Origin of the sequence: Streptomyces lanatus, assembly GCF_014655715.1 — a bacterium.
Lineage (GTDB): Bacteria > Actinomycetota > Actinomycetes > Streptomycetales > Streptomycetaceae > Streptomyces > Streptomyces lanatus.
Genome location: NZ_BNBM01000001.1, coordinates 745,044 through 765,770, shown reverse-complemented (window position 1 = coordinate 765,770; position 20,727 = coordinate 745,044). Strand labels below are relative to the sequence as shown.

Here is a 20,727-nt window from a genome sequence, read left to right as displayed (position 1 = left end):
CGCCTGGTATGTACGCCGACCCGCCCTCGAGGTCACCGGGATCTCCGTGCGCGGAACGGTCCGCGCACGGGCAGTTGGCAGGTCTTCGGACTCGCGGGCCCGCCCTCCTGACCGGAGGACACCTACTGGCCGTCGCTTCCCGGGCCCGGTATGTCGGACCCAGTGCGTATGACGGCGGTCGTTCCCGCTCACCGCTGCGGGGCAGTCCCGGATTCCCACCGGGTTCCCTCTTGCGACACCCCGTCTGGCGGACGGGGCGAACCAGCTGCTCACGCCAGCCTATGGGTTCTCACGCCGCGGGGAAGAACGACGTCCAGCATCCGGAAGGTGACGCGGAACACGCCGGAAGCGGTGCGCCGAAGGGACGGGAAGCGGTGCGCGAAGGGCGGGAAGCGCCGCACACGCGCCTCCCGCCCCTCTTCCCAGTCGCGCCGCGCGGGGCCCTCACCCCCGCGGCGGATGCGGGCCCCTCAGCCCGCGTCGTAGCAGGCCCTCAGTCCTGGTCGTAGGTGTGAAAGCCCCGGCCGGTCTTCCGGCCCAGCAGTCCCGCCTCCACCATCCGCTGGAGCAGCGGGGGAGGGGCGTACAGGGGCTCCTTGAACTCGTCGTAGAGGGACTCGGCGATCGAGGCGACGGTGTCCAGGCCGATCAGGTCCGCGAGCTTCAGCGGCCCCATGGGATGGGCGCAGCCCAGCTCCATGCCGGTGTCGATGTCGCCGGCGGTGGCGAAGCCGGACTCGGCCATGCGGATCGCCGACAGCACGTACGGCACGAGCAGCGCGTTGACGACGAAGCCCGCCCGGTCCTGGGAACGGATCACGGTCCTGTCGAGGACGCGGGTCGCGAAGTCCTCGACCGTGGCGATGGTCGCGGCCGAGGTGTGCAGCGAGGTCACCACCTCCACGAGCGGCAGGACCGGCACCGGGTTGAAGAAGTGCAGGCCCACGACCCGGTCCGCGCGTCTCGTGGCCATGCCGAGCCGCATGATCGGGAAGGAGGAGGTGTTGGAGGCGAGCACGGCCGACGGATCCTCGACGATCTTGTCGAGCGCGGCGAAGACTTCCGACTTGGCGCCGGCGTTCTCGACGACGGCCTCGACGACGAGCTGCCGGTCGGCGAGTTCGTCCAGGCCGCCGGTGAAGGTGAGCCGGGCGAGGGCGTCGCCGGCGGCCTCCTTGCTCAGCTTGTCCCGCCGTACGGCCCGGTCCAGGGAACCCGCGACCCGGTCCCGGGCGGCACGGGCGGCGATCGCGTCCGCCTCGCACACCACGGTGTCCAGCCCGGCCCGCGCGCACACCTCGGCGATCCCGGCCCCCATCTGCCCGCCCCCGACCACGCCGACGCGTCCGATCACCGTACTCATGCCTGCGCCTCCGTCCGCCGCACGAGGTGCCGGGTGTAGGCGTCCGGCGTGAAGAACAGCGGCAACTCGCCTGCCAGGGCGATCCGTTCGAAGAGTGCGCGGATGTCGTCGACGGGCGCCCACGGGTACTCGGCGCCCAGCGCCACCACCTCGTCGTCGAGCACCCGCTCCACCGTCTCCCGGTCGACCACCCGGTGCCGCAGCCACTGCCAGATCTGCACCCGGGCGATCTCGGCGGTGGCCGCGTCCTCCATCAACCCGTTTACGGCGACCGCTCCCTGCCCCCGCAGCCAGGCGGCGAAGTACCGCAACGCCACAGCGACGTTGGTGCGCACCCCCTCCGCCGTGGGCGGCCCGCTGACCCGCCGCACCGACAGCAGCTCGGCGGCGGTCACCTCGACATCGTCGCGCGTCCGGTCGATCTGGTGCGGCCGGTCGCCGAGGACCCCGTCGAAGACCTCGCGGCAGACGGGGACGAGGGCGGGGTGGGCCACCCACGATCCGTCGAATCCGTCCTCCGCCTCCCGCTCCTTGTCCAGCCGCACCTTGGCGAGCGCCGCCTCGTTCGCGTCCGGGTCATTTACGGGCACCTGCGCGGCCATGCCACCGATGGCATGCGCGCCGCGACGGTGGCAGGTGCGCACGAGGAGTTCCGTGTAGGCCCGCATGAAGGGCGCGGTCATCGTGACCTTCGCCTGGTCGGGCAGGAGGAAGTCCGTACGGTGCCCGAAGGTCTTGATCAGGCTGAACAGATAGTCCCAACGGCCCGCGTTCAGCCCGGAACTGTGCTCGCGCAGCTCGTGGAGGATCTCCTCCATCTCGAACGCGGCGGTGATCGTCTCGATCAGGACGGTCGCCCGGACCGTGCCGCGCGGGATGCCCAGCAACTCCTGGGCCAGCACGAAGATGTCGTTCCAGAGCCGGGCCTCGTACCTGTTCTCCAGCTTCGGGAGGTAGAAGTACGGACCGTGGCCGGCGTCGATCTGACGCCGAGCGCAATGGAAGAAGTACAGCCCGAAATCGACGAGCGCGGCGGGCACGGGTCGGCCCTCGAACTCCAGATGCTCCTCGTCGAGGTGCCAGCCGCGCGGCCGGACGACGATGGTGGCGAGCCGCTCGTGATCGCCGAGCCGGCGCTCGATGGCGTCGAGCAGGGTGAGCTGCCCGTCGATCAGATTGCCCCAGGTCGGGGAGGTGGCGTCCTCGAAGTCCGCCATCCACACCCCGGCCCCGGAGTTGAGCGCGTTCACCGCCATACGCCGGTCCGGCGGCCCGGTGATCTCCACGCGCCGGTCGACCAGTCCCGGGGCGGGCGGGGCGACTTGCCAGGTCGGGTCGGCACGGACGGCGGAGGTGACCATGGGGAAGTCGAGAGCGGAGCCTGCGGCGAGCCGGAGGGCCTGTCGTCGACGTTCCTTGAGCAGTTCCCGCCGCCGCTCCCCGAAGGCGGCGGCAAGGTGGCCGATGAAGTCGAGGGCGGCGGGGGTGAGGATCTCGTCGTGCCGCTGACCGGCAGAGGCGAGGACGCGGACATGGTGTGTCAGTGCAGCGGTGGACATGGGGTCTCTCTCCTGATCAGGCGCGGGGGAGCGCCCCTTTCTTGGGGGCGCGGGGCTGAATCGGTATGCGGCTCCGCCGCGGGGCGCGACCAGCCCCCATACACCCGCACACGACAACCGGACCTAGTGGAACTGCTCTTCCTCCGTAGAACCGGCCAGCGCAGTCGTAGAAGACGCAGGATTCACAGCCGTAGACACAAGATCGAAATACCCCGTCCCAACCTCCCGCTGATGCTTCACCGCCGTAAATCCCCGTGCCTGCGCGGCGAACTCCCGCTCCTGCAGATCGACATACGCGGTCATCCCCTGCTCGGCATAACCCCGCGCAAGATCGAACATCCCGTGATTCAGCGAGTGGAACCCGGCCAGCGTGATGAACTGGAACCGATACCCCATCGCCCCCAACTCCCGCTGGAACTTGGCGATCTGGTCGTCGTCCAGCGCGGCCTTCCAGTTGAAGGACGGCGAGCAGTTGTAGGCGAGCATCTGGTCCGGGTACCGCGCGTGAATGGCCTCGGCGAACTCACGGGCCTGCGCGAGGTCCGGCGTCCCCGTCTCCACCCAGATCAGATCGGCATACGGCGCGTAGGCGAGCCCGCGTGCGATGACTGGCGCCATGCCGTTGCGGACCCGGTAGAAGCCCTCGGCGGTGCGTTCACCGGTGACGAACTCGGCGTCACGCTCGTCGACATCGGTGGTCAGCAGGTTCGCGGCGAGGGCATCGGTGCGGGCGATGATGACCGTCGGCACACCGGCGATGTCCGCGGCCAACCGCGCCGCGTTCAGGGTGCGGATGTGCTGCGAGGTCGGCACCAGCACCTTGCCGCCGAGGTGCCCGCACTTCTTCTCCGACGCGAGCTGGTCCTCGTAGTGGATGCCGGCGGCCCCCGCCGCGATCATCGCCTTGGTCAGCTCGAAGGCGTTCAGCGGGCCGCCGAACCCGGCCTCGGCGTCGGCGACGATCGGCGCGAGCCAGTCGGTGGTGTCCTCGCCGCCCTCCGCGGTGGCGATCTGGTCGGCGCGCAGCAGGGCGTTGTTGATCCGACGGACCACTTGGGGAACGGAGTTGGCCGGGTACAGGCTCTGGTCGGGGTAGGTGTGCCCGGCCTGGTTGGCGTCGGCGGCGACCTGCCAGCCGGAGAGGTAGATCGCCTGGAGGCCGGCCTTGACCTGCTGTACCGCCTGGCCGCCGGTGAGCGCGCCCAGCGCGTGGATGTAGTCCTGCTCATGCAGCTGCCGCCACAGCCGTTCGGCGCCTCGTCGGGCCAGGGTGTGCTCCTCGCGGACGCTGCCGGACAGCCGTACGACGTCCTCGGCACCGTAGGTGCGCTCGATGCCCTGCCAGCGCGGGTCGGTGGCCCAACGCTGGGCCAGCTCCTCGGCCGCCGGGGTCCTCGCTTCTGCCATGACTGTCACCGTTTCCTCGGTCTGTACTGGCGGATGGCACTGCGTGTCGTCCTACTGCGATGCGGCCCGCCGTCATCCCGAGGGCGAAGCTGAGCAATGCCGGGTCCGGCGGGCCGCACTGAAGACTCTGGCACTGGCACTGAGTGCCAACAACCTTGGCTCAATGCCAACTTCTGCGAATCTTCGCGCCGCAATTTGCCAACTTTGCGAAGCCCTGAGCAGAGGGATCCGTGCCATACGCTGACCCGGTCGGGATGCCCGGTCCGTAGGAGGAGCGCAGGTGAGCAAGACGTACGCGGGTGCGCGGCTGCGGCGGCTGCGCGAGGAGCGGCGGATGAGCCAGGCCGAACTCGCCCGCACGCTCGGCATCTCCCCGAGCTATCTGAACCAGATGGAGCACGACTCCCGCCCGCTCACCGTGCCCGTCCTGCTCCGGTTGACGGAGACCTTCGGCGTCGACGCCGCGTTCTTCTCCGAGCGCGACACCGCCCGCCTGCTGGCCGATCTGCGTGAGGCGATGACGGGCGAGATCGCCGCCGCCCGGGTCTCCCCCTCCGATCTGGCCGAACTGGCGTCACGCATGCCCGCGGTCGCGCAGGCCCTGCTCGACCTGGGCCGCCGCAACCAGCAGCTGTCCGAGCGGCTCTCCGGAGCGGCCGACGGCCGTGAGGCGGGCGTCGACCTGCCCCGCTCACCCCACGAGGAGATCAGGGACTTCTTCTACCGGCGCCAGAACTACCTCCACGACACCGACCTCGCCGCCGAGCGGCTGGCCGCGAGCATCGGCATCCGGCCCGGCGAGGTGATCGGGGCCCTCACCGCGAGACTCTCCGAAGCCCACGGCATCCGTCTCGACACCGAGACCGGCGAACGACTGCACCGCTACGACCGCGGAAGCCGCACCCTCCACCTCTCGACCCGTCTGCGCCCAGGCCAGCGCGCGTTCCGCATGGCCACCCAGCTGGCCATGCTGGAACACGGCGAGGACCTCGACCGGCTCGCCGCCGAGGACTTCCCACCCGGCACACCCAGCCACGCCCTGGCCCGCATCGGCATCGCCAACTACTTCGCCGCCGCGCTGATCCTGCCGTACACCGCCTTCCACACCGCGGCCGAGGAGTTCCGCTACGACATCGAACGCCTCACCGACCACTACGGCCTCGGCTACGAGACCGTCTGCCACCGCCTCAGCACCCTCCAGCGCCCGCGCCTGCGCGGTGTCCCCTTCTCCTTCGTCCGGGTCGACCGGGCCGGCAACATGTCCAAACGCCAGTCCGCGACCGGCTTCCACTTCTCCCGCGCCGGCGGCACCTGCCCGCTCTGGAACGTCTACGAGGCGTTCACCTCACCCGGCCGCATCCATGTCCAGATCGCCGAAATGCCCGACGGCCAGCGGTACTTGTGGACGGCACGGGCCCTCACACGGCACGGCGGCGGCTGGGGGGAACCCGGTAAGACCTTCGCCATCGGCCTCGGCTGCGAGATCCGCCACGCCCACCGACTCGTCTACTCCGACGGCCTCGACCTCATCAGCCCCTCCACCGCCACCCCCATCGGCATGGGCTGCCGCGTCTGCGAACGCCTCAACTGTGCCCAGCGCGCGGCACCGCCCCTGGGCCACACCCTGCGAATCGACCAGAACAGCACCACCTTCGTGCCGTATCCGGTGACGGGCTCCGCGACCTGAGGGTAGGAATCGCTCCAGCAGAAGCCCGTCACCGCCGCCCGATGTCCGTGAGCGCCTCGCCGAGGGCGCTGAGCAGCCGGTCGGCATCGTTGCTGTCGACGCCTCGGAAGCAGCCTGGGTGCTGTCGACCCGCGTGGAAGCAGCGTCCGTCATACGGCCGTCCTCCTTGGCCGGTCCGGCCGGTCAGCGGCTGGTGAAGATCACGTCGTGCCAGGGCTTGTGCTGTTCGCCGGTGATCTCTGACATGACGTGCTTGATGTTCGTGTACTCGTCGAAGGAATACGCCGACATGTCCTTGCCGAAGCCGGATGCCTTGTAGCCGCCGTGCGGCATCTCGCTGATGATCGGGATGTGGTCGTTGATCCAGACGCACCCGGCCTGGATCTCGCGGCTCGCCCGCCCGGCGCGGAAGACATTGCTCGTCCAGGCCGAGGCGGCCAGACCGTACGGGGTGTCGTTGGCGAGCCGGAGGGCCTCGTCGTCGGTGTCGAAGGGCAGCGCGACCAGAACCGGGCCGAAGATCTCCTGCTGCACGATGGCGGAATCCTGGGCCGCGTCGGTGATGAGGGTCGGTTCGTAGTACGCGCCGCCGGCGAACGCGCCGTCCGCCGCACGGCCACCGCACACCACCGTGGCACCGGCCCGGCGGGCGGCTTCGACCATGGCGGCGACCTTGTCGCGCTGCTTCAGCGAGATCAGGGAGCCCATGTCGGTGGCGGGGTCGTCCAGGGGGCCGAGGCGTACGTCGTCCATGAGTACGGCGACCCGGGCCACGAACGCCTCGTGCAGCGGCCGTTGGACGTACGCGCGCGTGGCGGCCGTACAGTCCTGGCCCGCGTTGATGAGGGCTCCGGCGACCGCGCCGCGGGCGGCGGCCTCCAGGTCGGCGTCGTCGAAGACGACGAAGGGGGCCTTGCCGCCGAGTTCGAGATGGACGCGTTTGACGCTGCCGGCGGCTTGGGCGGCGACCTGGCGGCCTACGGCGGTGGAGCCGGTGAAGGAGACCATGGCGACGTCGGGGTGGGTGACGAGGGCCTGCCCGGCGACCGGGCCGGTGCCGGTGACGATGTTGATGACGCCGTCGGGGATGCCCGCCTCCTGGGCCGCCTCGGCGAACAACACCGAGGTCAGCGAGGTGAGTTCGGAGGGCTTGAGGACGATGGTGTTGCCGGCGGCGACGGCGGGCAGCACCTTCCACGCGGCCATCTGGAGCGGGTAGTTCCAGGGGGCGATGGAGCCGATGACGCCGATGGGTTCGCGGCGGATGGTGGAGGTGTGCTCGGCCGAGTACTCGGCCGAGCCCCGGCCCTCCAGATTGCGGGCGGCTCCCGCGAAGAAGCGTACGTTGTCGATGGTGCCGGGGACGTCGAACCCCTCGGTCAGCCTGATCGGCTTGCCCGCGTTGACGCTCTCGACGCGGGCCAACTCCTCGGCCCGTGCGTCGAGTTGGTCTGCCCAGCGCAGCATCGCCTCGGAGCGCTCGGCGGGCGTGGCCCGTGACCACTCGGCGAAGGCGGCGCGAGCGGCGGCCACCGCCTCGTCCACGTCCTCGGCGCCGGCCAGGGTCTCGGTGACCAGTACCTCGCCGGTCGCCGGGTTGGTCACCGCGTACTGCTCGCCCGACGTTCCGGAGCGGCGCTTGCCCGCGATGAACTGCTGTCCAGAGGTTTCCATCAGTGCTCCAGATCGGTGTCGGCCGGCGGCGAGGCCGGCTCGCCCCACAGGTCGCCAAGGGTGTAGCCGTACGGGAAGGGATCGGTGTCGTGCAGGACGAACTGGCTGAACGCGGTGATCCAGCCGCGTCCACCGATCGTCGGCAGGACGGCGTCGTACGGGCCGACGGCCGCGGTGTCCAGGAGGGTGCCGGTGAAGGTGGTGCCGATGATCGACTCGTGGACGAAGGGGGTGCTCAGGGCGAGTTCGCCTCGGGCGTGCAGTGCGGCCATACGGCCGCAGGTGCCGGTGCCGCACGGGGAGCGGTCCAGCGTGCCGGTCCAGGTGGCCGGATCGGCCAGGTCCACCTCGCCGTTGGGGATGACCACCGCGTTGCGGCCGGAGGCGCCCGGCGTCGGCGACGGGCCGTGGATCATCGTCAGGGCGACCTGGTTGATGCCCGGGTTGAGCGGGTGGCTGACCGGGAACTGCCGCTGGGCGGCGGCCCGCAGCACCGCTCCGGCGCGGGTGAGCTGTTTCGCGGCGGAGGGATCGAGCGGGATGCCGAGATCCTCGGCGCGCGCCTGGACGAAGAACTGCCCGCCGAAGACGATGTCGACCGGCACCCGCCCGTACTCGGGCAGGTCCAGTTCGTGGTCGAGGGCCACGGCGAAGGCGGGGACGTTCGCGAAGGTGACCCGGGTCGCCCTGCCGCCGGACACCTCGGCCCGCACCCCGACCGGACCGACCGCGGTGTCCACGGTGAGCGCGGTGACCGGCTCGGTCACCGGCACCGCGCCCGTCTCCACCAGGGCGGTGACCACACAGATGAGGTTGGAGCCGGACATGGGGCGGAAGCCGCCCTGTTCCAGCACCACCATGCCGAAGTCGGCGGCCGGGTCGGCCGGCGGCAGGACCAGGACGCCGCACAGGGCCGGATACCCGCGCGGCTCCTGGAGCAGGAGCCGGCGCAGGTCGTCCAGGTGCTTCTCGCAGTACTGCAGCCGCTCGGCCATCGTGGTGCCCTTGACGTGCAGATGTGTGCCGATCAGGACGCGGCTGGGCTCACCCTCGGCGTGGGTGTCGATCGCCTGGATACGGGGGTGGCGCACCATCACGCGGCCACGTTCGCGTCCGCCACGGCCACTCCGGCCGCGATCAGCAGGTCGCGCAGCTCGGCGCGGTACGGCGGGGCCAGCGGCAGGACCGGCAGCCGGGTCGGGCCCGCGCTGACGCCGACCAGGTCGACTCCGGCCTTGATGCCGGCGCAGTAGTTGTGGGACTCCAGGAACTGGCAGATCGGGAAGATCCTGGCCCACAGTTCCCGGCCGGCCGCCAGGTCACGGCGTACGGCGACGGCGTCGTACAGCTCCGCGGCGAGCTGGGGAATGAAGCTCGCGGCGCCCCACACTCCGGCCCGCGCGCCATTGGCGAGGGCGGCGAAGGTGAGGGTGTCCCAGCCGTTGAGCGCGGTGATGTCCGCCGCGTGCTCCTGCTGGACCGTGGACAGCCACACATAGTCGCCGCCGGTGTCCTTGTAGCAGGTCACCGCGGTCTGGCGGGCCAGCTGCGCCAGCTGCTCCGGGGTGAGGCTGACGCCGGAGACCGACGGGATGTTGTAGTACATGACCGGGATGTCGATCGCGTCGGACACCGCGCCGAAGTGGGCCAGCAGTTCGTCGAAGGACGGGGCGTCGTAGAACGGCGGCACGATCATCACGGCGGCGGCGCCCGCCTTCTCCGCGTGCACGCTCAGCTCCACGGTCTGCGCGGTGCTCAGCGCGCCCGTGCCGGCGACCACGGGGACGCGGCCGTCGGCGGCCTCGACGTACAGCTCGGCGACCTGCTTGCGCTCGTCGAGGCTCAGCGTGGTGAACTCCCCGGTGCTGCCGCCCGGGACGAGGCCGTGGATGCCGCCGCCGATGATGTGGTCGGCCTGGCGCCTGATGCCCTCGGCGTCGACGGCGGAGCCGTCCGCGGTCAGCGGGGTGACGACGGCGGCGAGGATGCCGGTGAACTGCTGGGCGGTCATGGGTGATCTCCTGAGGTCAGAGAAGGGGGGACAGGGGGGTTGCGGAGCTGATGAGTTCAGCGCCGGGCGAAGCGGCGTGGCGAGAAGGTCTCGGCGAAGGCCGGAACCCGCCGCCGGGTGATGGCCTCGGTGATGATCTCGGCGGTGGCGGGGGCCAGGGTGAGCCCGAGCATGCCGTGACCGGAGGCGACGTACACGTTGGGGAGCGGGGCGAGGCGGCCTATGACCGGCAGTCCGTCGGGGGTCATGGGGCGCAGTCCGGCCCAGGGAGCGGCCTCTCCGGGCGGGTCGTCCCAGCCGGTCAGGTAGTCGGCGGCGGCCTGCTTGATGGCGGCGACTCTGCGCGGGTTGACGTTCTCCTCCAGCCCGCCGAACTCCATGGTTCCCGCGAGCCGCAGGAAGCCGTTCAGCGGCGTCACCGCGACCCGTGCGTCCTCCAGGGTGAGGGGCGTGCGCAGCGGTACCGGGGAGGGCGAGTAGTCGACGCTGTAGCCCTTGCCCGGCCGGATCGGCAGTGGGACGCCCAGCTGGGCGGCCATCCGGGCGGTCCACACGCCGCCCGCCAGCAGCAGGGTGTCGCCCCTGTGCTCGCCCTTGTCGCTGACGACACCGGTGACGGCCTCGCCCTGGCGCAGGAAGCGGCGTACCGGTGTGTGTTCGTGGATCTCGACACCGAGTTCCGTGCACCGCTTGAGCAGGCCCTGGGTGAGGGAGTCGGGCTCGACCTGGCGGTCGTCGGGGAAGAACAAGCCGTGCTTGATACGGCTGTTGAGCACGGGTTCCCGGTCCGCCACGGCGTCTCCGTGGAGGTGTTCGGCGATCATGCCGAAGCTCTCGAAGATGTCGAGGGAGGCGAGCTGCTCCTCGTAGCGCTCCCGGGTCTCGAAGGCCAGCAGGATGCCCGCCTTGTGCATCTCGAAGGCGATGCCGTCCCGGGTCCAGTCGTCGAGGAGGTCCATGGTGCCCTCGGCGAGACGCAGGGTGGTCTCCAGGCCGTGGCGGAAGTCCCGGGCGGTGCAGTGCCGGGCCATGGTCAGCATGAACTTCACGAACGCCGGGTTGAGCGAGGGCTTCACGTACAGCGGGCTGTCCGGCTTCAGCATCCACTTCAGGGACTGCAGGATCACGCCGGGCGCCGGCACCGGACCGCTCTCCGCCAGCGCGATCTTGGCCGCGTTGCCGTGCGAGGCTGCGGAGCCCGCGCGCCGGGCGTCCAGGACGACGACCTCGCAGCCGTCCTTGGCCAGCCGGTAGGCGGCGGCCAGACCGACGGCTCCTGCCCCTACAACGATGATGCGCATGGCGTCGTACACCTCCTGACAGGGCGCCCGGGGCGCCTCCTACTTCAGAGCTCGGGTTCCCAGGGGCGTCCCACCACGAAGCCGTCCGGGAACGGGTCCGTGGGGTCGAGGACCAGCTGGTTGAACGAGGTGATCCAGGCCCGCCCGGACACGCTCGGTACGACGGCGTCATACGGCCCGACCGTGGTCGTGGACTCGATACGGGCGTCGAACCGGCTGCCGATGAGCGACTCGTGCCGGAAGAGCTGCCCTGGTCGCAGTCGGCCCTTCGCGTGCAGGACGGCGAGGCGGGCGCAGGTGCCCGTGCCGCAGGGGGAGCGGTCGATGCGGCCCGGGGAGACTACGGTCGCGTTCCTGGAGCGGATCAACTCGGTGCCGTCCTCGGCCCGTTCGCGGTGGAGCGGCCCGGTGAACACCGTGTTGGTGATGCCGGGGATCAGCGGGTTCTCCGGGTGGCTCACCTCCAGTTGACGCACGGCCGCCTTCTTCAGACGCTGCCCGAGTTCGCACAGTGCCGCCTCCTGGCTCACGTCGAGCTTGAAGCCGACCGACTCGGCATCCACGAGGACGAAGGTCATCCCGCCGTAGGCGATGTCCACGGTCACCCGGCCGAGACCGGGAACGTCCAGATCCGCGTCCTTGTGATAGACGAAGGCGGGCTGGTTCACCAGCCGCACCCGTCGCACCTTGCCGTCGGCGCACTCGCACTCGACGCGGATCAGGCCGGCCGGGGACTCCAACGTGAGCAGGGTGACCGGCTCGGCCATGGGCAGCATCCCGGTCTCCAGCAGCACCGTGGCCACGCACATGGTGTTGGAGCCGGACATCACCGGGTACTCCGTCGACTCCAGGATGATGTAGCCCATGTCGGCCTCGGGATCGCGTGACGGCAGCACGACGTTCGCGTTGTGCCACATCGCGCCGCGCGGCTCCTGCAGCAGGAGCTTGCGCAGCTGGTCGTGGTGCTCCTCGAAGTACCGCATCTGATCGAAGGCGCTCTCGCCCGGGATGGGCCCGATGCCGCCGACTACGACTTTGCCCGATTCGCCCTCGGCGTGCGCGTCCACCACGTTCAGGGTTCGGCTGAACCTCATGGGCTTCCTTTCGCCGCGACTCTTTCACCGCGACCCTGCAAATTGCCAAACAATCCGCAGGATGCAGGTGACGCTAGACATCGTCGGGCGGCGCCGTCAATACCCTCGGCGGAACCCTGCTGGCCGAACAGCCCCCTATGGGTGACCGGGTCAGTGATGCCCTTGTCGAACATCCGGCGTCCCAGCCATTGACACGGCCGGACCGCATTCCTAACCTCTCCCCATCTCGCTGTCTGTCAGACAATCTTCCTGGTGGGTCTGAATGAGAGCTCAACATCTGTTCCAGTGCGTCGACTCGCACACCGCCGGAAACCCCACCCGCACCGTCCTGTTGGAGACCGGCCAGGTGCCGGCGCTGGAACCGGAGACCCACCTGCGCTTCGACACCCCGGCCGGGCTCGTCGACGTCACGGTGGAGGTGTCCGACGGCCGCGTCGGACTCGTCCGGTTCCTCTCCCCGCCGTCCTTCCTCCTTCACGAAGGCGTCGAGGTCACGCTGCCCGGCCACTCTCCGGTCACCGCCGACATCGCCTACGGCGGCAACTTCATCGCCGGGCGCGCCCATCTCACCGCGACCTCGACGCAACTCCTCGACCCCGACGACCCTCCCCCACTCTCGGCTTCGCTCGCGCGGCGGGCCCCCATCGGCACGGGTTCCTGGTCACCTGACGCGCTCGGCAGGCAGCAGCCGTACTCAACCCTCTAGCACTGGAGCACCAGCCATGGCCCTCACCAAGCAGAGCAGATACACCTTCTATGTCATCGGCGTCCTCATCCTGGCCTGGCTGGCCGGCTACTTCGGCGGGAAGGCGGGCTCGGACGGGGGCTCGACGCAGGCCGTCGCCGCCTCCGGCGACTCCGGCAAGGCCGCCTGGGTCGACGGGATCAAGAAAGCGGGCGAGCTGCGGGTCGGCTGTGCCGACGCCCCGCCCACCATCGTCGTCAAGGCGGACGGCACCTGTACCGGGCCGGACCTGCTGCCCCTGCAGTCCTTCGCGGCGGGCATCGGGGTCAAGGTGAAGACGGTGGCGACGACCTGGCAGAACATCGTCGCCGGGCTCCAGGCCGACAAGTACGACGTCGCCGCCGACCTCGACCAGACCGTCGAGCGCAGCCTCGCGATCCGCTTCACCAAGCCCTCGTGGTCCTACCCGGGAGTGTTCCTGGTCGAGCGCGACAGCAGTTACACCAGCAGCACGCAGATCCTCGACGCGGACAAGCCGATCGCCACCTCACAGGGCACGGCGCTGGACGCGGCGCTCCAGCAGGCCAAGGCCAACGAACTGCGCGTGGACACCTACCAGAACGCGGCCGCCGGTGTGAAGGCGGGCAAGGCCATCGCCGTCTTCACCGACCTGGGCACCGCCGTCGACATGGCGACCAAGGACAAGTCCCTGGGCATCGTCGTACCCGACCCGGCGGTCTTCGTGCACCACGTCGCCTACGGCGTCCGCGCCGGCATCGACTCCCGCTCCATGGACATCCTCAACGTCGCCATCGACAACTCCGTGGCCAGCGGCGAGATCGACCGCGCCTTCGCCGAGGCCGGATACCGCGACGTGGACGCCCTGGGCGACCTCGAGATCAAGTCCTGACCCGGCCTCGCCGCCCTCCCGGAGGTAGTCCGCGATGAATTCCGTGACCCTCGCCTACTCGTTCGACTGGAGCGTCGTCGGCCCCGCACTGCCCACCCTGCTGGACGGGCTGTGGCTGACCCTGAAGATCTCGACCATCGTGATCGTCGCGAGCGCCGTCCTCGGATTCCCGCTCGCCGTGGCCCGTATGTCGAAGATCGAGGTCATCCGCTGGCCGGCGCAGCTCTATATCGAGGTGTTCCGCTGTACGCCGCTGCTGGTCCAGTTGCTGTGGGTGTTCTACGCCCTTCCGGCGCTCCTCGGCGTCGACCTGCCCGGTGAACTCTCGATCATCATCGCGCTCACCGCGCACCTGACCGCGTTCATGTCGGAGACCTACCGCGCCGGAATGCAGTCGGTGCCCGTCGAGCAGATCGAGGCGGCGCAGATGCTGCGCATGAACCGGGTGCAGATCCTGCGGCACATCATCGTGCCGCAAGCATTCCGCCAGCAGATCCCCACGATCCTGTCCCTGAACGTGAGCATGTTCAAGGACACCTCGCTGGTCTCCGCGCTGGGCCTTGCGGACCTGACCTTCCAGGGCAACATCCTGTCGAGCCAGACGTACCGGCCCATGGAGATCTTCACCCTGGTCGCCCTCCTGTACTTCGCGATCGCCTTCCCGGCGACCCTGTTCACCAGCTACATCGAACGGCGTCTGCTCACCAGCGGCTCGCGGGGCGCACCGCCGCCCGCCTCGGGGCTGCGCGGCACCCTCGCCCGGATACGCCCCGGACAGCGGCCGCCCTCTCTCGCCAACCCGTCCCTCAAGTCCCTGCTCAAGCCGGAAGGTGTCTGATCGCGATGACAGAGACCAACCCGATCCTCGACAAGGCACCGGACACCGACAGCGATGCCGGGCCCGACGGCGCGTTCCTGCGCACCCGCGGCGTGAGCAAGTCCTTCCACGGCCGCCCCGTCCTCAAGGAAGCCGACTTCCGCATCGGCAGCGGCGAGATCGCCGTCCTCATCGGCAAGAGCGGCTCCGGCAAGAGCACCCTGCTGCGGGTGATCGCCGGACTGGAGGAGCCGGACGCCGGGGACATCGACCTCGCCGGTGAGACCGTCGTGCACGACGGCGAGTACCAGGACGCGTGGAAGGATCTCCGCGGCCAGATCGGAATGATCTTCCAGAGCTACACCCTGTGGCCGCACATGAACGTCCTCGACAACCTCACCATCGCGCCCCGCCTCACCCTCGGCGAGTCCAAGGGGGAACTGCTGGAGCGGGCCGAGCAGGCCCTGACCGAGGTGGGCATGGCACGCCATCTGCGCAGCCGCTGCACCCAGCTCTCCGGCGGCGAACGCCAACGGGTGGCCATCGCCCGCGCGTTGATGATGCGACCGCGCCTGCTGCTGTGCGACGAGATCACCTCCGCGCTCGACCCGCCGGTGGCGGCTGAGGTGCTGGGTGTGCTGACCAAGCTGAAGGAGGAGGAAGGAATCGCCTGCGGCATCGTCACCCACGACATGGCCTTCGCCTCCAAGGCCGCCGACCGCATCTGCTTCTTCGAGGACGGCCTGATCAAGGAGGACGTGCCACCGGAGCAGGCCTTCAACGATCCCCAGACACCAGGACTGCGGGCGTTCATCGACGCCGTCCGCTTCTGAACACCTGCCCCGCTCGGAAAGGACCCCCGGCATGCATCGACTCTCCGAATTCGCCCGCAAACTGGCCTCGGGCCCGAACTTCGCGACAGTGGCCACCATCGGCAGGAACGGTCTGCCCCAGCAGAGCGTGGTCTGGGTGACGGCCACCGACGAGGGGATCGCCTTCTCCACCGTCGAGGGCCGCGTCAAGCACCTCAATCTGCTGCGCGATCCGCGCGCCAGCGTGCTGATCACCGACCGCGACAACGGCTACGCGTACGCCGTCGTACGCGGGCCCGTGACCATGACCCGGGAGGGCGGCCCGGAACTGATCGATGAACTCTCCCGCAAGTACGAGGGCAGGCCCTGGCGGGAGACGGCGACCGCGCCCAGGCTGGTCGTGACGATCCACGCCGAGCGCGTCACCGAGTACGGCGCCTGACGCCTCCGTCGGCCCTTGAGGCCCTGAACAGGCTCAGCCTCCGTGGTGCACGGCGGTGCCCTACGATGTGGTCTGACAATCTGCGGAGGATCGATGAGTGAGCACGCGCCCCAAGCGACCACCGGGCCCCGGCCGGTCTCCAACCAGACCCGCCGGGACGCCGTCGTCAACGAGTTGCGGCGTGCCATCCTCGCCGGTGAGCTGGAGTCCGGGCAGCGGCTCAGGGAAGTCCAGATCGCCCAGCAGATGGGGGTGAGCCGGCCGACCCTGCGCGAGGCCGTCTACCAGCTGATCCATGAGGGACTGCTGGAGCAGCAGCCGTACCGCGGCGTCGTGGTCACCGCGATCGACGAGAAGTTCATCAAGGACGTGGCCGCCGTCCGGGTCGCCCTGGAGCAACTGGCCGCCCGCGCCCTGGCCGACGACCCCGACGGCTCCCGTACGGCCAAGCTCCGTCAGAGCTGGGAGCAGTACAAGGCCGCCCACGCCTCCCAGGACGCCGACCGGCTCCACCAGGCCCACATCAATCTGCACTGGACGATCTGGACGGCCTCGGAGAACTCCATGCTCGAACGCATGTGGCCCACCGTCGAGGCACAGATCAACATCGCCATCACCGTCGACGAACGCACCCGCTCGGACCCCGACCGCGCCCTCCGCGTCCACGAACGCCTGATCGACGCGATCCTCGACGGTGATCCCCGGCTCATCGACGCGGAGGTCGAGCGGCACACCATGTCGAGTGCCGCGGAACTCATCGAAATGATCGCCGACCGGCGAAAGAACGCCGGCTAGAGGAAGCTGACGTTCTGGGCGAGGGCGAGCCGGCTGGAGTAGTTGATGGTGTTCGTCGCCGGGCGCATGTACGCGCGCCAGGCGTCGGAGCCGGACTCGCGGCCGCCGCCGGTCTCCTTCTCACCGCCGAACGCGCCGCCGATCTCCGCTCCGGAGGTCCCGATGTTGACGTTGGCGATGCCGCAGTCGGAGCCCTCGCAGGACAGGAAGCGCTCGGCCTCCTGCTGGTCGCGGGTGAAGATGCTGGAGGACAGGCCCTGCGGCACGTCGTTGTGCAGGGCGATGGCCTCCTCGAAGGTGTCGTAGGTCAGGACGTAGAGGATCGGGGCGAAGGTCTCCTCCCGTACGACATCGGTCTGTTGGTCGACGCGGACGATGACCGGCTCGGCGTAGGCCGCGTCCGGGGCGGTGTCGGCCAGTCGGCGACCGCCGCCCACGAGGACCTTGCCGCCCTGTGCCTGTGCGCGGGCGACGGCGTCCCGCATGCCGTCGAGGGCGGCGGTGGTGATGAGGGGTCCGACGAGGGTGTTGTGGTCGAACGGGTCGCCGATGGGAAGCTTGGCGTACGCGGCCGTCAGTCGGGCGACGAGTGTGTCCGCGATGTCGCGGTGGACGATGAGGCGGCGCAGGGTGGTGCAGCGCTGGCCCGCGGTGCCGGCGGCGGCGAAGACGATGCCCTGGACGGCGAGGTCGAGGTCGGCCGAGGGGGCGACGACCGCGGCGTTGTTGCCGCCGAGCTCCAGCAGCGTGCGGCCGAAGCGGGCGGCGACGCGCGGACCGACCTCGCGGCCCATGCGGGTGGAGCCGGTGGCGCTGACGAGGGCGACGCGCGGGTCGTCCACGAGCCTCTCGCCGACGGTGCGGTCGCCGAGGAGGAGACGGTGTACGTCACGGGGAGCGCCGACCTCCTCGGCCGCCCGGTCCAGCAGCCGGTCGCAGGCCAGGGAGATCAGCGGGGTCAGCTCGGACGGCTTCCAGATCACGGTGTCGCCGCAGGCCAGGGCCACGGCGGTGTTCCACGACCACACGGCGGCGGGGAAGTTGAACGCCGAGATGACACCGACCACTCCGAGCGGGTGCCAGGTCTCGGCGAGGCGGTGGCCGGGGCGCTCGGAGGCGATGGTGCGGCCGTAGAGCTGGCGGGACAGGCCGACCGCGAAGTCGCAGATGTCGATCATCTCCTGGACCTCGCCGAGCGCCTCCGAGCGGATCTTGCCCGCCTCGATGATGATGAGGTCGGCGAGGTCGCTCTTGTTCTCGCGCAGCAACTCGCCCAGCCGGCGGACGAGTTCGCCGCGTCGCGGGGCCGGTGTGGTGCGCCAGGCGTGGAACGCCTCGCGGCTGGCGGCGAGCGCCTCCTCGACATCGGTGGCCGTGGCGGCGGCCAGACCGAACAGGTCCTCGCCGGTGATGGGCGTACGGGCCTGGAAGCCGGCGCCCTCCGGGACGGTCGCGCCGATCCGCTCCAGGCTCGTGCGGGCGCGGGCGCGCAGGTCCTCGGTGGTGGGCAGGGCGGTGCCGGTCATGCTGCTCCCTTGCGGGTGGTGAGGCGTACGTCGAGTTCCGCAGCGACCCGCGCCAAGGACTCGCTCTGCTGCCGCTCGTACAGGGCGAAGGGGTCGAGGACTTCACGGCCGATGGCGCCGGAGAGCCAGTCGCTGTCGTAGGCGGCGCCTTGTTGTTCGTTGTCCCGGGAGCCGGCGTCGCTGAGGTTGGACTGGAAGATGCCGGCCGCCGAGCGGGGCAGGAAGTCCTCGTAGACGATGGGCTCGGCCCGTACCCAGCCCTGGGCCAGCAGGTCGTCGAGGGCTTGCGGCGGACGGCTGCCGTCCTGCGGCCGGTCGGGTACGACGTGGTAGGTGAAGTACGCCAACTCCCGTGCGGCCAGCTCGCGTTCGGTGCCGGGGACGTGCTCCGTCCACAGGGTGCGGGCTAGCTCGGCCCGGTCGGCGGCCTGCTGGTCGAGGAGGGTGAGCAGACGGTCGTAGAGGGCCCGGCCCTCCCGCGTCACGGCGATCCCGCGCGCCTCGACCTCGCCGAACCGCACCCGTAGGGCGCCGCTGGTCACTTGGCCGTCCGGGGTGCGCAGGGCGCGGGGTTCGGCCAGGGCCCGGAAGGACGTCTGGCGCAGCAGCAGGTCGGGCCCCTTCCACCTGGGCGGTCCCTGGATGGTGTCGATCATCTCGATGCCGCGCTCGGTCATACGGCGGTACAGCTCGTCGATGTCCAGGACGCGCGGGGTGAGGTGGTTGATGTGGGTGCTGCGGACGCCGCCGATGTCCGCGGCGACGGCGGAGACCCGCTCCAGGGTCTCGTACCAGGCCCTGTCGATCGGTTCCGTCGACAACTCGAAGGCGGTGACGGCCAGTTGGAGAAACCGCTCGGCGTCGTCCTCCGGCAGCTCCCGCTCCGCCTCCGCCCGGTCGGCCAGGGCGAGCAACTCCGGCGGGAAGAGTTCACGCCCGGCGAGGAACGTCTCCAGACGGGCGCGCAGGTCGGCGTCGAAGAACCGGGGGTCGGCCGGAGTGAGCATGGAGGTGAAGACGCGAAAGGGGTTGCGGGCCAGTTCCTCCCGGTCGACGGGACGGAACGCGGTCGACACGACGGGCACCGCGCTGGCAGCGGCCTCGCGCAGGTCGTAGAAGCCGACCGGACGCATACCGAGGGCGCCGAAGACCCGGGCGACCTGGGCCAGTTCGGCGGGGGTGCCGACGCGGATGGCGCCGTGGCGCTCCGCGGTCACCCGGCCGATGGAGCCGAGCCGCTCGGCGTCGGCGCCCTGGGCGCGCAGCACGTCCTCGTTCACTTCGCGCGAGACGTCCACGAGCGTGGTGTAGGCGGGGACCTCCCGCCCGTACATGTCGGAGAGCCGCGCGGCGAAGGCGGCACGCAACTGCCACTGGCTGATCATGGAAGAGGGCCTTCCTGTAGAGGAGTTCAGAGGGGTTCACACCACGTGGGCTTCCGGGCGGATCTCGGCTCCCGTCCGGAAGCGGTCGGCGCTGAGCGGAGAGATGTCGACGAAGGGCTCGCGGCCCAGGTGGAGGTCGCACACGATCTCGCCGACGGCGGGGGCCTGTAGGAAGCCGTGGCCGGAGAACCCGGTGGCGTACAGGAAGTTGGGCAGCTCGCCGCAGCGGCCGATCAGCGCGTTGTGGTCGGGGGTGACCTCGTACAGTCCGGCCCAGCCGCCGGCGATCCCCATGTCGGCCAGCGCGGGGGCTCGCTCCCGTACGACGTCCCGGAAGAGGTCCAGCCACTCAGGAGTCCAGGTGGTGTCGAAGCCGTCCTTCTGGCCGGGGTCGGCGAGACCGAACAGCAGGCCGTCGTCGCTGTTGTGGAAGTAGGCCGACGACGCGAAGTCGATGGTGAAGGGGATGCGGGGCGCCGGGGGAGCGAGCGGCGTGGTGAAGGCGAGCTGGCGGCGCACCGGCCGCACCGGCAGGTCGACGCCCGCCATGGCACCGATCTGCCCGGACCAGGCGCCGGCCGCGCAGACGACGGTGGAGCAGTCGATCCGGCCGCGGTCGGTATGGACCGCGGTGACCCGGTCGCCGGCGGTGTCGAGGCCGGTCACACACGTGTGGGTGGCGAAGGTGACGCCGGCCCGGGCCGCGGCCTCGGCGTATCCCCGTACGACCAGGGCGGGGCGGGCGTGGCCGTCGGCGGGGGAGAAGGCGGCGGCGAGGAGTCCTTCGGTGCTGACGTAGGGGCACAGCCGCCGTGCCTCGTCCGGGCCGATCACGCGGGTGGGGACGCCCAGCGAGTTCTGGACGCCGACGCTCGCCTCGAAGTCCGCGGTCTGCCGGTCGGTGGTGAGCAGGAAGAGATAGCCCACGCTGTCGAGGCGGATGTCGGCGCCGGGGCGGTGCGGGAAGTCCTCGAACGCGCGCAGGCTGCGGCTGCCCAGCTCGATGTTGAGCGGATCGGAGAACTGGGCGCGCACCCCGCCGATCGGCTTCCCCGAACTGCCGCAGCACAGCTCGCCGCGCTCGACCACGACGACGTCGGTCACGCCCGCTTCGGCGAGGTGGAAGGCGATGCTCGCACCCATCACCCCACCACCGACGATCACGACATCGGCGGTGGTCGGAACGGTGCGGAAGATGGAGGAGCTGGACAAGGGCCGTCCTTCCAGAGGATGGGAGAAAGACGCTGATCAGCTGGCTC

The 20,727-nt window shown here is 70.3% G+C and carries 18 protein-coding genes and 1 riboswitch; of the genes, 7 read left to right on the top strand and 11 right to left on the bottom strand.

What is annotated here, in order from left to right:
• Nucleotides 1–59: 59 nt before the first annotated feature.
• A riboswitch (cobalamin riboswitch) is annotated at nucleotides 60–281 on the bottom strand.
• Between the two features lie 212 nt (nucleotides 282–493).
• From IE325_RS03415 to aceA, 3 genes are all read right to left on the bottom strand, one after another.
• Complete coding sequence (locus IE325_RS03415; RefSeq protein WP_190068121.1) at nucleotides 494–1,363, bottom strand: 3-hydroxybutyryl-CoA dehydrogenase; 870 nt, start codon at nucleotides 1,361–1,363, stop codon at nucleotides 494–496.
• Complete coding sequence (gene aceB / locus IE325_RS03410) at nucleotides 1,360–2,922, bottom strand: malate synthase A (RefSeq protein WP_190068120.1); 1,563 nt, start codon at nucleotides 2,920–2,922, stop codon at nucleotides 1,360–1,362. The genes IE325_RS03415 and aceB overlap by 4 nt, the downstream gene beginning before the upstream one ends.
• Nucleotides 2,923–3,045: 123 nt before the next feature.
• Complete coding sequence (gene aceA, locus IE325_RS03405; RefSeq protein ID WP_190068119.1) at nucleotides 3,046–4,329, bottom strand: isocitrate lyase; 1,284 nt, start codon at nucleotides 4,327–4,329, stop codon at nucleotides 3,046–3,048.
• A 280-nt stretch (nucleotides 4,330–4,609) separates the two neighbouring features.
• On the opposite strand from aceA, the gene IE325_RS03400 reads away from it, so the two are divergent.
• Complete coding sequence (locus IE325_RS03400) at nucleotides 4,610–6,016, top strand: short-chain fatty acyl-CoA regulator family protein (protein WP_190068118.1); 1,407 nt, start codon at nucleotides 4,610–4,612, stop codon at nucleotides 6,014–6,016.
• Nucleotides 6,017–6,199: 183 nt separating this feature from the next.
• Here the strand turns inward: IE325_RS03400 and IE325_RS03395 are convergent, their stop codons facing one another.
• The 5 genes from IE325_RS03395 to IE325_RS03375 are packed head-to-tail and all read right to left on the bottom strand — an operon-like array spanning nucleotide 6,200 to nucleotide 12,096.
• The gene (locus IE325_RS03395) at nucleotides 6,200–7,690 is read right to left on the bottom strand and encodes a gamma-aminobutyraldehyde dehydrogenase (protein WP_190068117.1); all 1,491 of its coding nucleotides are present in this window, start codon (nucleotides 7,688–7,690) and stop codon (nucleotides 6,200–6,202) included.
• On the bottom strand, nucleotides 7,690–8,784 hold the full coding sequence (locus IE325_RS03390) for a proline racemase family protein (RefSeq protein WP_190068502.1): 1,095 nt from the start codon (nucleotides 8,782–8,784) through the stop codon (nucleotides 7,690–7,692). The genes IE325_RS03395 and IE325_RS03390 overlap by 1 nt, the downstream gene beginning before the upstream one ends.
• Nucleotides 8,784–9,701, bottom strand: coding sequence for a dihydrodipicolinate synthase family protein (locus tag IE325_RS03385; protein WP_190068116.1), 918 nt, complete (start codon nucleotides 9,699–9,701; stop codon nucleotides 8,784–8,786). Before IE325_RS03385 ends, IE325_RS03390 begins: the two co-directional genes overlap by 1 nt.
• 56 nt (nucleotides 9,702–9,757) lie before the next feature.
• The gene (locus IE325_RS03380) at nucleotides 9,758–11,002 is read right to left on the bottom strand and encodes an NAD(P)/FAD-dependent oxidoreductase (RefSeq protein WP_190068115.1); all 1,245 of its coding nucleotides are present in this window, start codon (nucleotides 11,000–11,002) and stop codon (nucleotides 9,758–9,760) included.
• A gap of 44 nt (nucleotides 11,003–11,046) precedes the next feature.
• Nucleotides 11,047–12,096, bottom strand: a complete 1,050-nt coding sequence (locus IE325_RS03375) for a proline racemase family protein (RefSeq protein ID WP_190068114.1) — start codon at nucleotides 12,094–12,096, stop codon at nucleotides 11,047–11,049.
• A 262-nt stretch (nucleotides 12,097–12,358) separates the two neighbouring features.
• On the opposite strand from IE325_RS03375, the gene IE325_RS03370 reads away from it, so the two are divergent.
• From IE325_RS03370 to IE325_RS03345, 6 genes are all read left to right on the top strand, one after another.
• The gene (locus IE325_RS03370) at nucleotides 12,359–12,802 is read left to right on the top strand and encodes a proline racemase family protein (protein WP_190068113.1); all 444 of its coding nucleotides are present in this window, start codon (nucleotides 12,359–12,361) and stop codon (nucleotides 12,800–12,802) included.
• 16 nt (nucleotides 12,803–12,818) lie between these two features.
• On the top strand, nucleotides 12,819–13,691 hold the full coding sequence (locus IE325_RS03365; RefSeq protein ID WP_190068112.1) for a transporter substrate-binding domain-containing protein: 873 nt from the start codon (nucleotides 12,819–12,821) through the stop codon (nucleotides 13,689–13,691).
• 34 nt (nucleotides 13,692–13,725) lie between these two features.
• On the top strand, nucleotides 13,726–14,529 hold the full coding sequence (locus IE325_RS03360; RefSeq protein ID WP_190068111.1) for an amino acid ABC transporter permease: 804 nt from the start codon (nucleotides 13,726–13,728) through the stop codon (nucleotides 14,527–14,529).
• A 5-nt stretch (nucleotides 14,530–14,534) separates the two neighbouring features.
• Nucleotides 14,535–15,341 (top strand): amino acid ABC transporter ATP-binding protein, encoded by an 807-nt coding sequence (locus IE325_RS03355; RefSeq protein WP_190068110.1) that lies wholly within the window; start codon nucleotides 14,535–14,537, stop codon nucleotides 15,339–15,341.
• Nucleotides 15,342–15,372: 31 nt separating this feature from the next.
• Nucleotides 15,373–15,762, top strand: a complete 390-nt coding sequence (locus IE325_RS03350; protein WP_190068109.1) for a PPOX class F420-dependent oxidoreductase — start codon at nucleotides 15,373–15,375, stop codon at nucleotides 15,760–15,762.
• A 93-nt stretch (nucleotides 15,763–15,855) separates the two neighbouring features.
• Nucleotides 15,856–16,557 carry a GntR family transcriptional regulator gene (locus IE325_RS03345; RefSeq protein ID WP_190068108.1) on the top strand — a complete coding sequence of 234 codons (702 nt, stop codon included), beginning with the start codon at nucleotides 15,856–15,858 and terminating at the stop codon, nucleotides 16,555–16,557.
• Here the strand turns inward: IE325_RS03345 and amaB are convergent.
• Genes amaB through IE325_RS03330 form a run of 3 tightly spaced genes read right to left on the bottom strand, consistent with a single transcriptional unit; the run spans nucleotide 16,554 to nucleotide 20,680 of the window.
• Nucleotides 16,554–18,083, bottom strand: coding sequence for an L-piperidine-6-carboxylate dehydrogenase (gene amaB, locus IE325_RS03340; RefSeq protein WP_190068107.1), 1,530 nt, complete (start codon nucleotides 18,081–18,083; stop codon nucleotides 16,554–16,556). The genes IE325_RS03345 and amaB overlap by 4 nt on opposite strands.
• Nucleotides 18,080–19,468 carry a 2-oxoadipate dioxygenase/decarboxylase gene (gene hglS / locus IE325_RS03335; RefSeq protein ID WP_190068106.1) on the bottom strand — a complete coding sequence of 463 codons (1,389 nt, stop codon included), beginning with the start codon at nucleotides 19,466–19,468 and terminating at the stop codon, nucleotides 18,080–18,082. The genes amaB and hglS overlap by 4 nt, the downstream gene beginning before the upstream one ends.
• A gap of 36 nt (nucleotides 19,469–19,504) precedes the next feature.
• Complete coding sequence (locus tag IE325_RS03330; RefSeq protein ID WP_190068105.1) at nucleotides 19,505–20,680, bottom strand: NAD(P)/FAD-dependent oxidoreductase; 1,176 nt, start codon at nucleotides 20,678–20,680, stop codon at nucleotides 19,505–19,507.
• Between the last annotated feature and the right edge of the window lie 47 nt (nucleotides 20,681–20,727).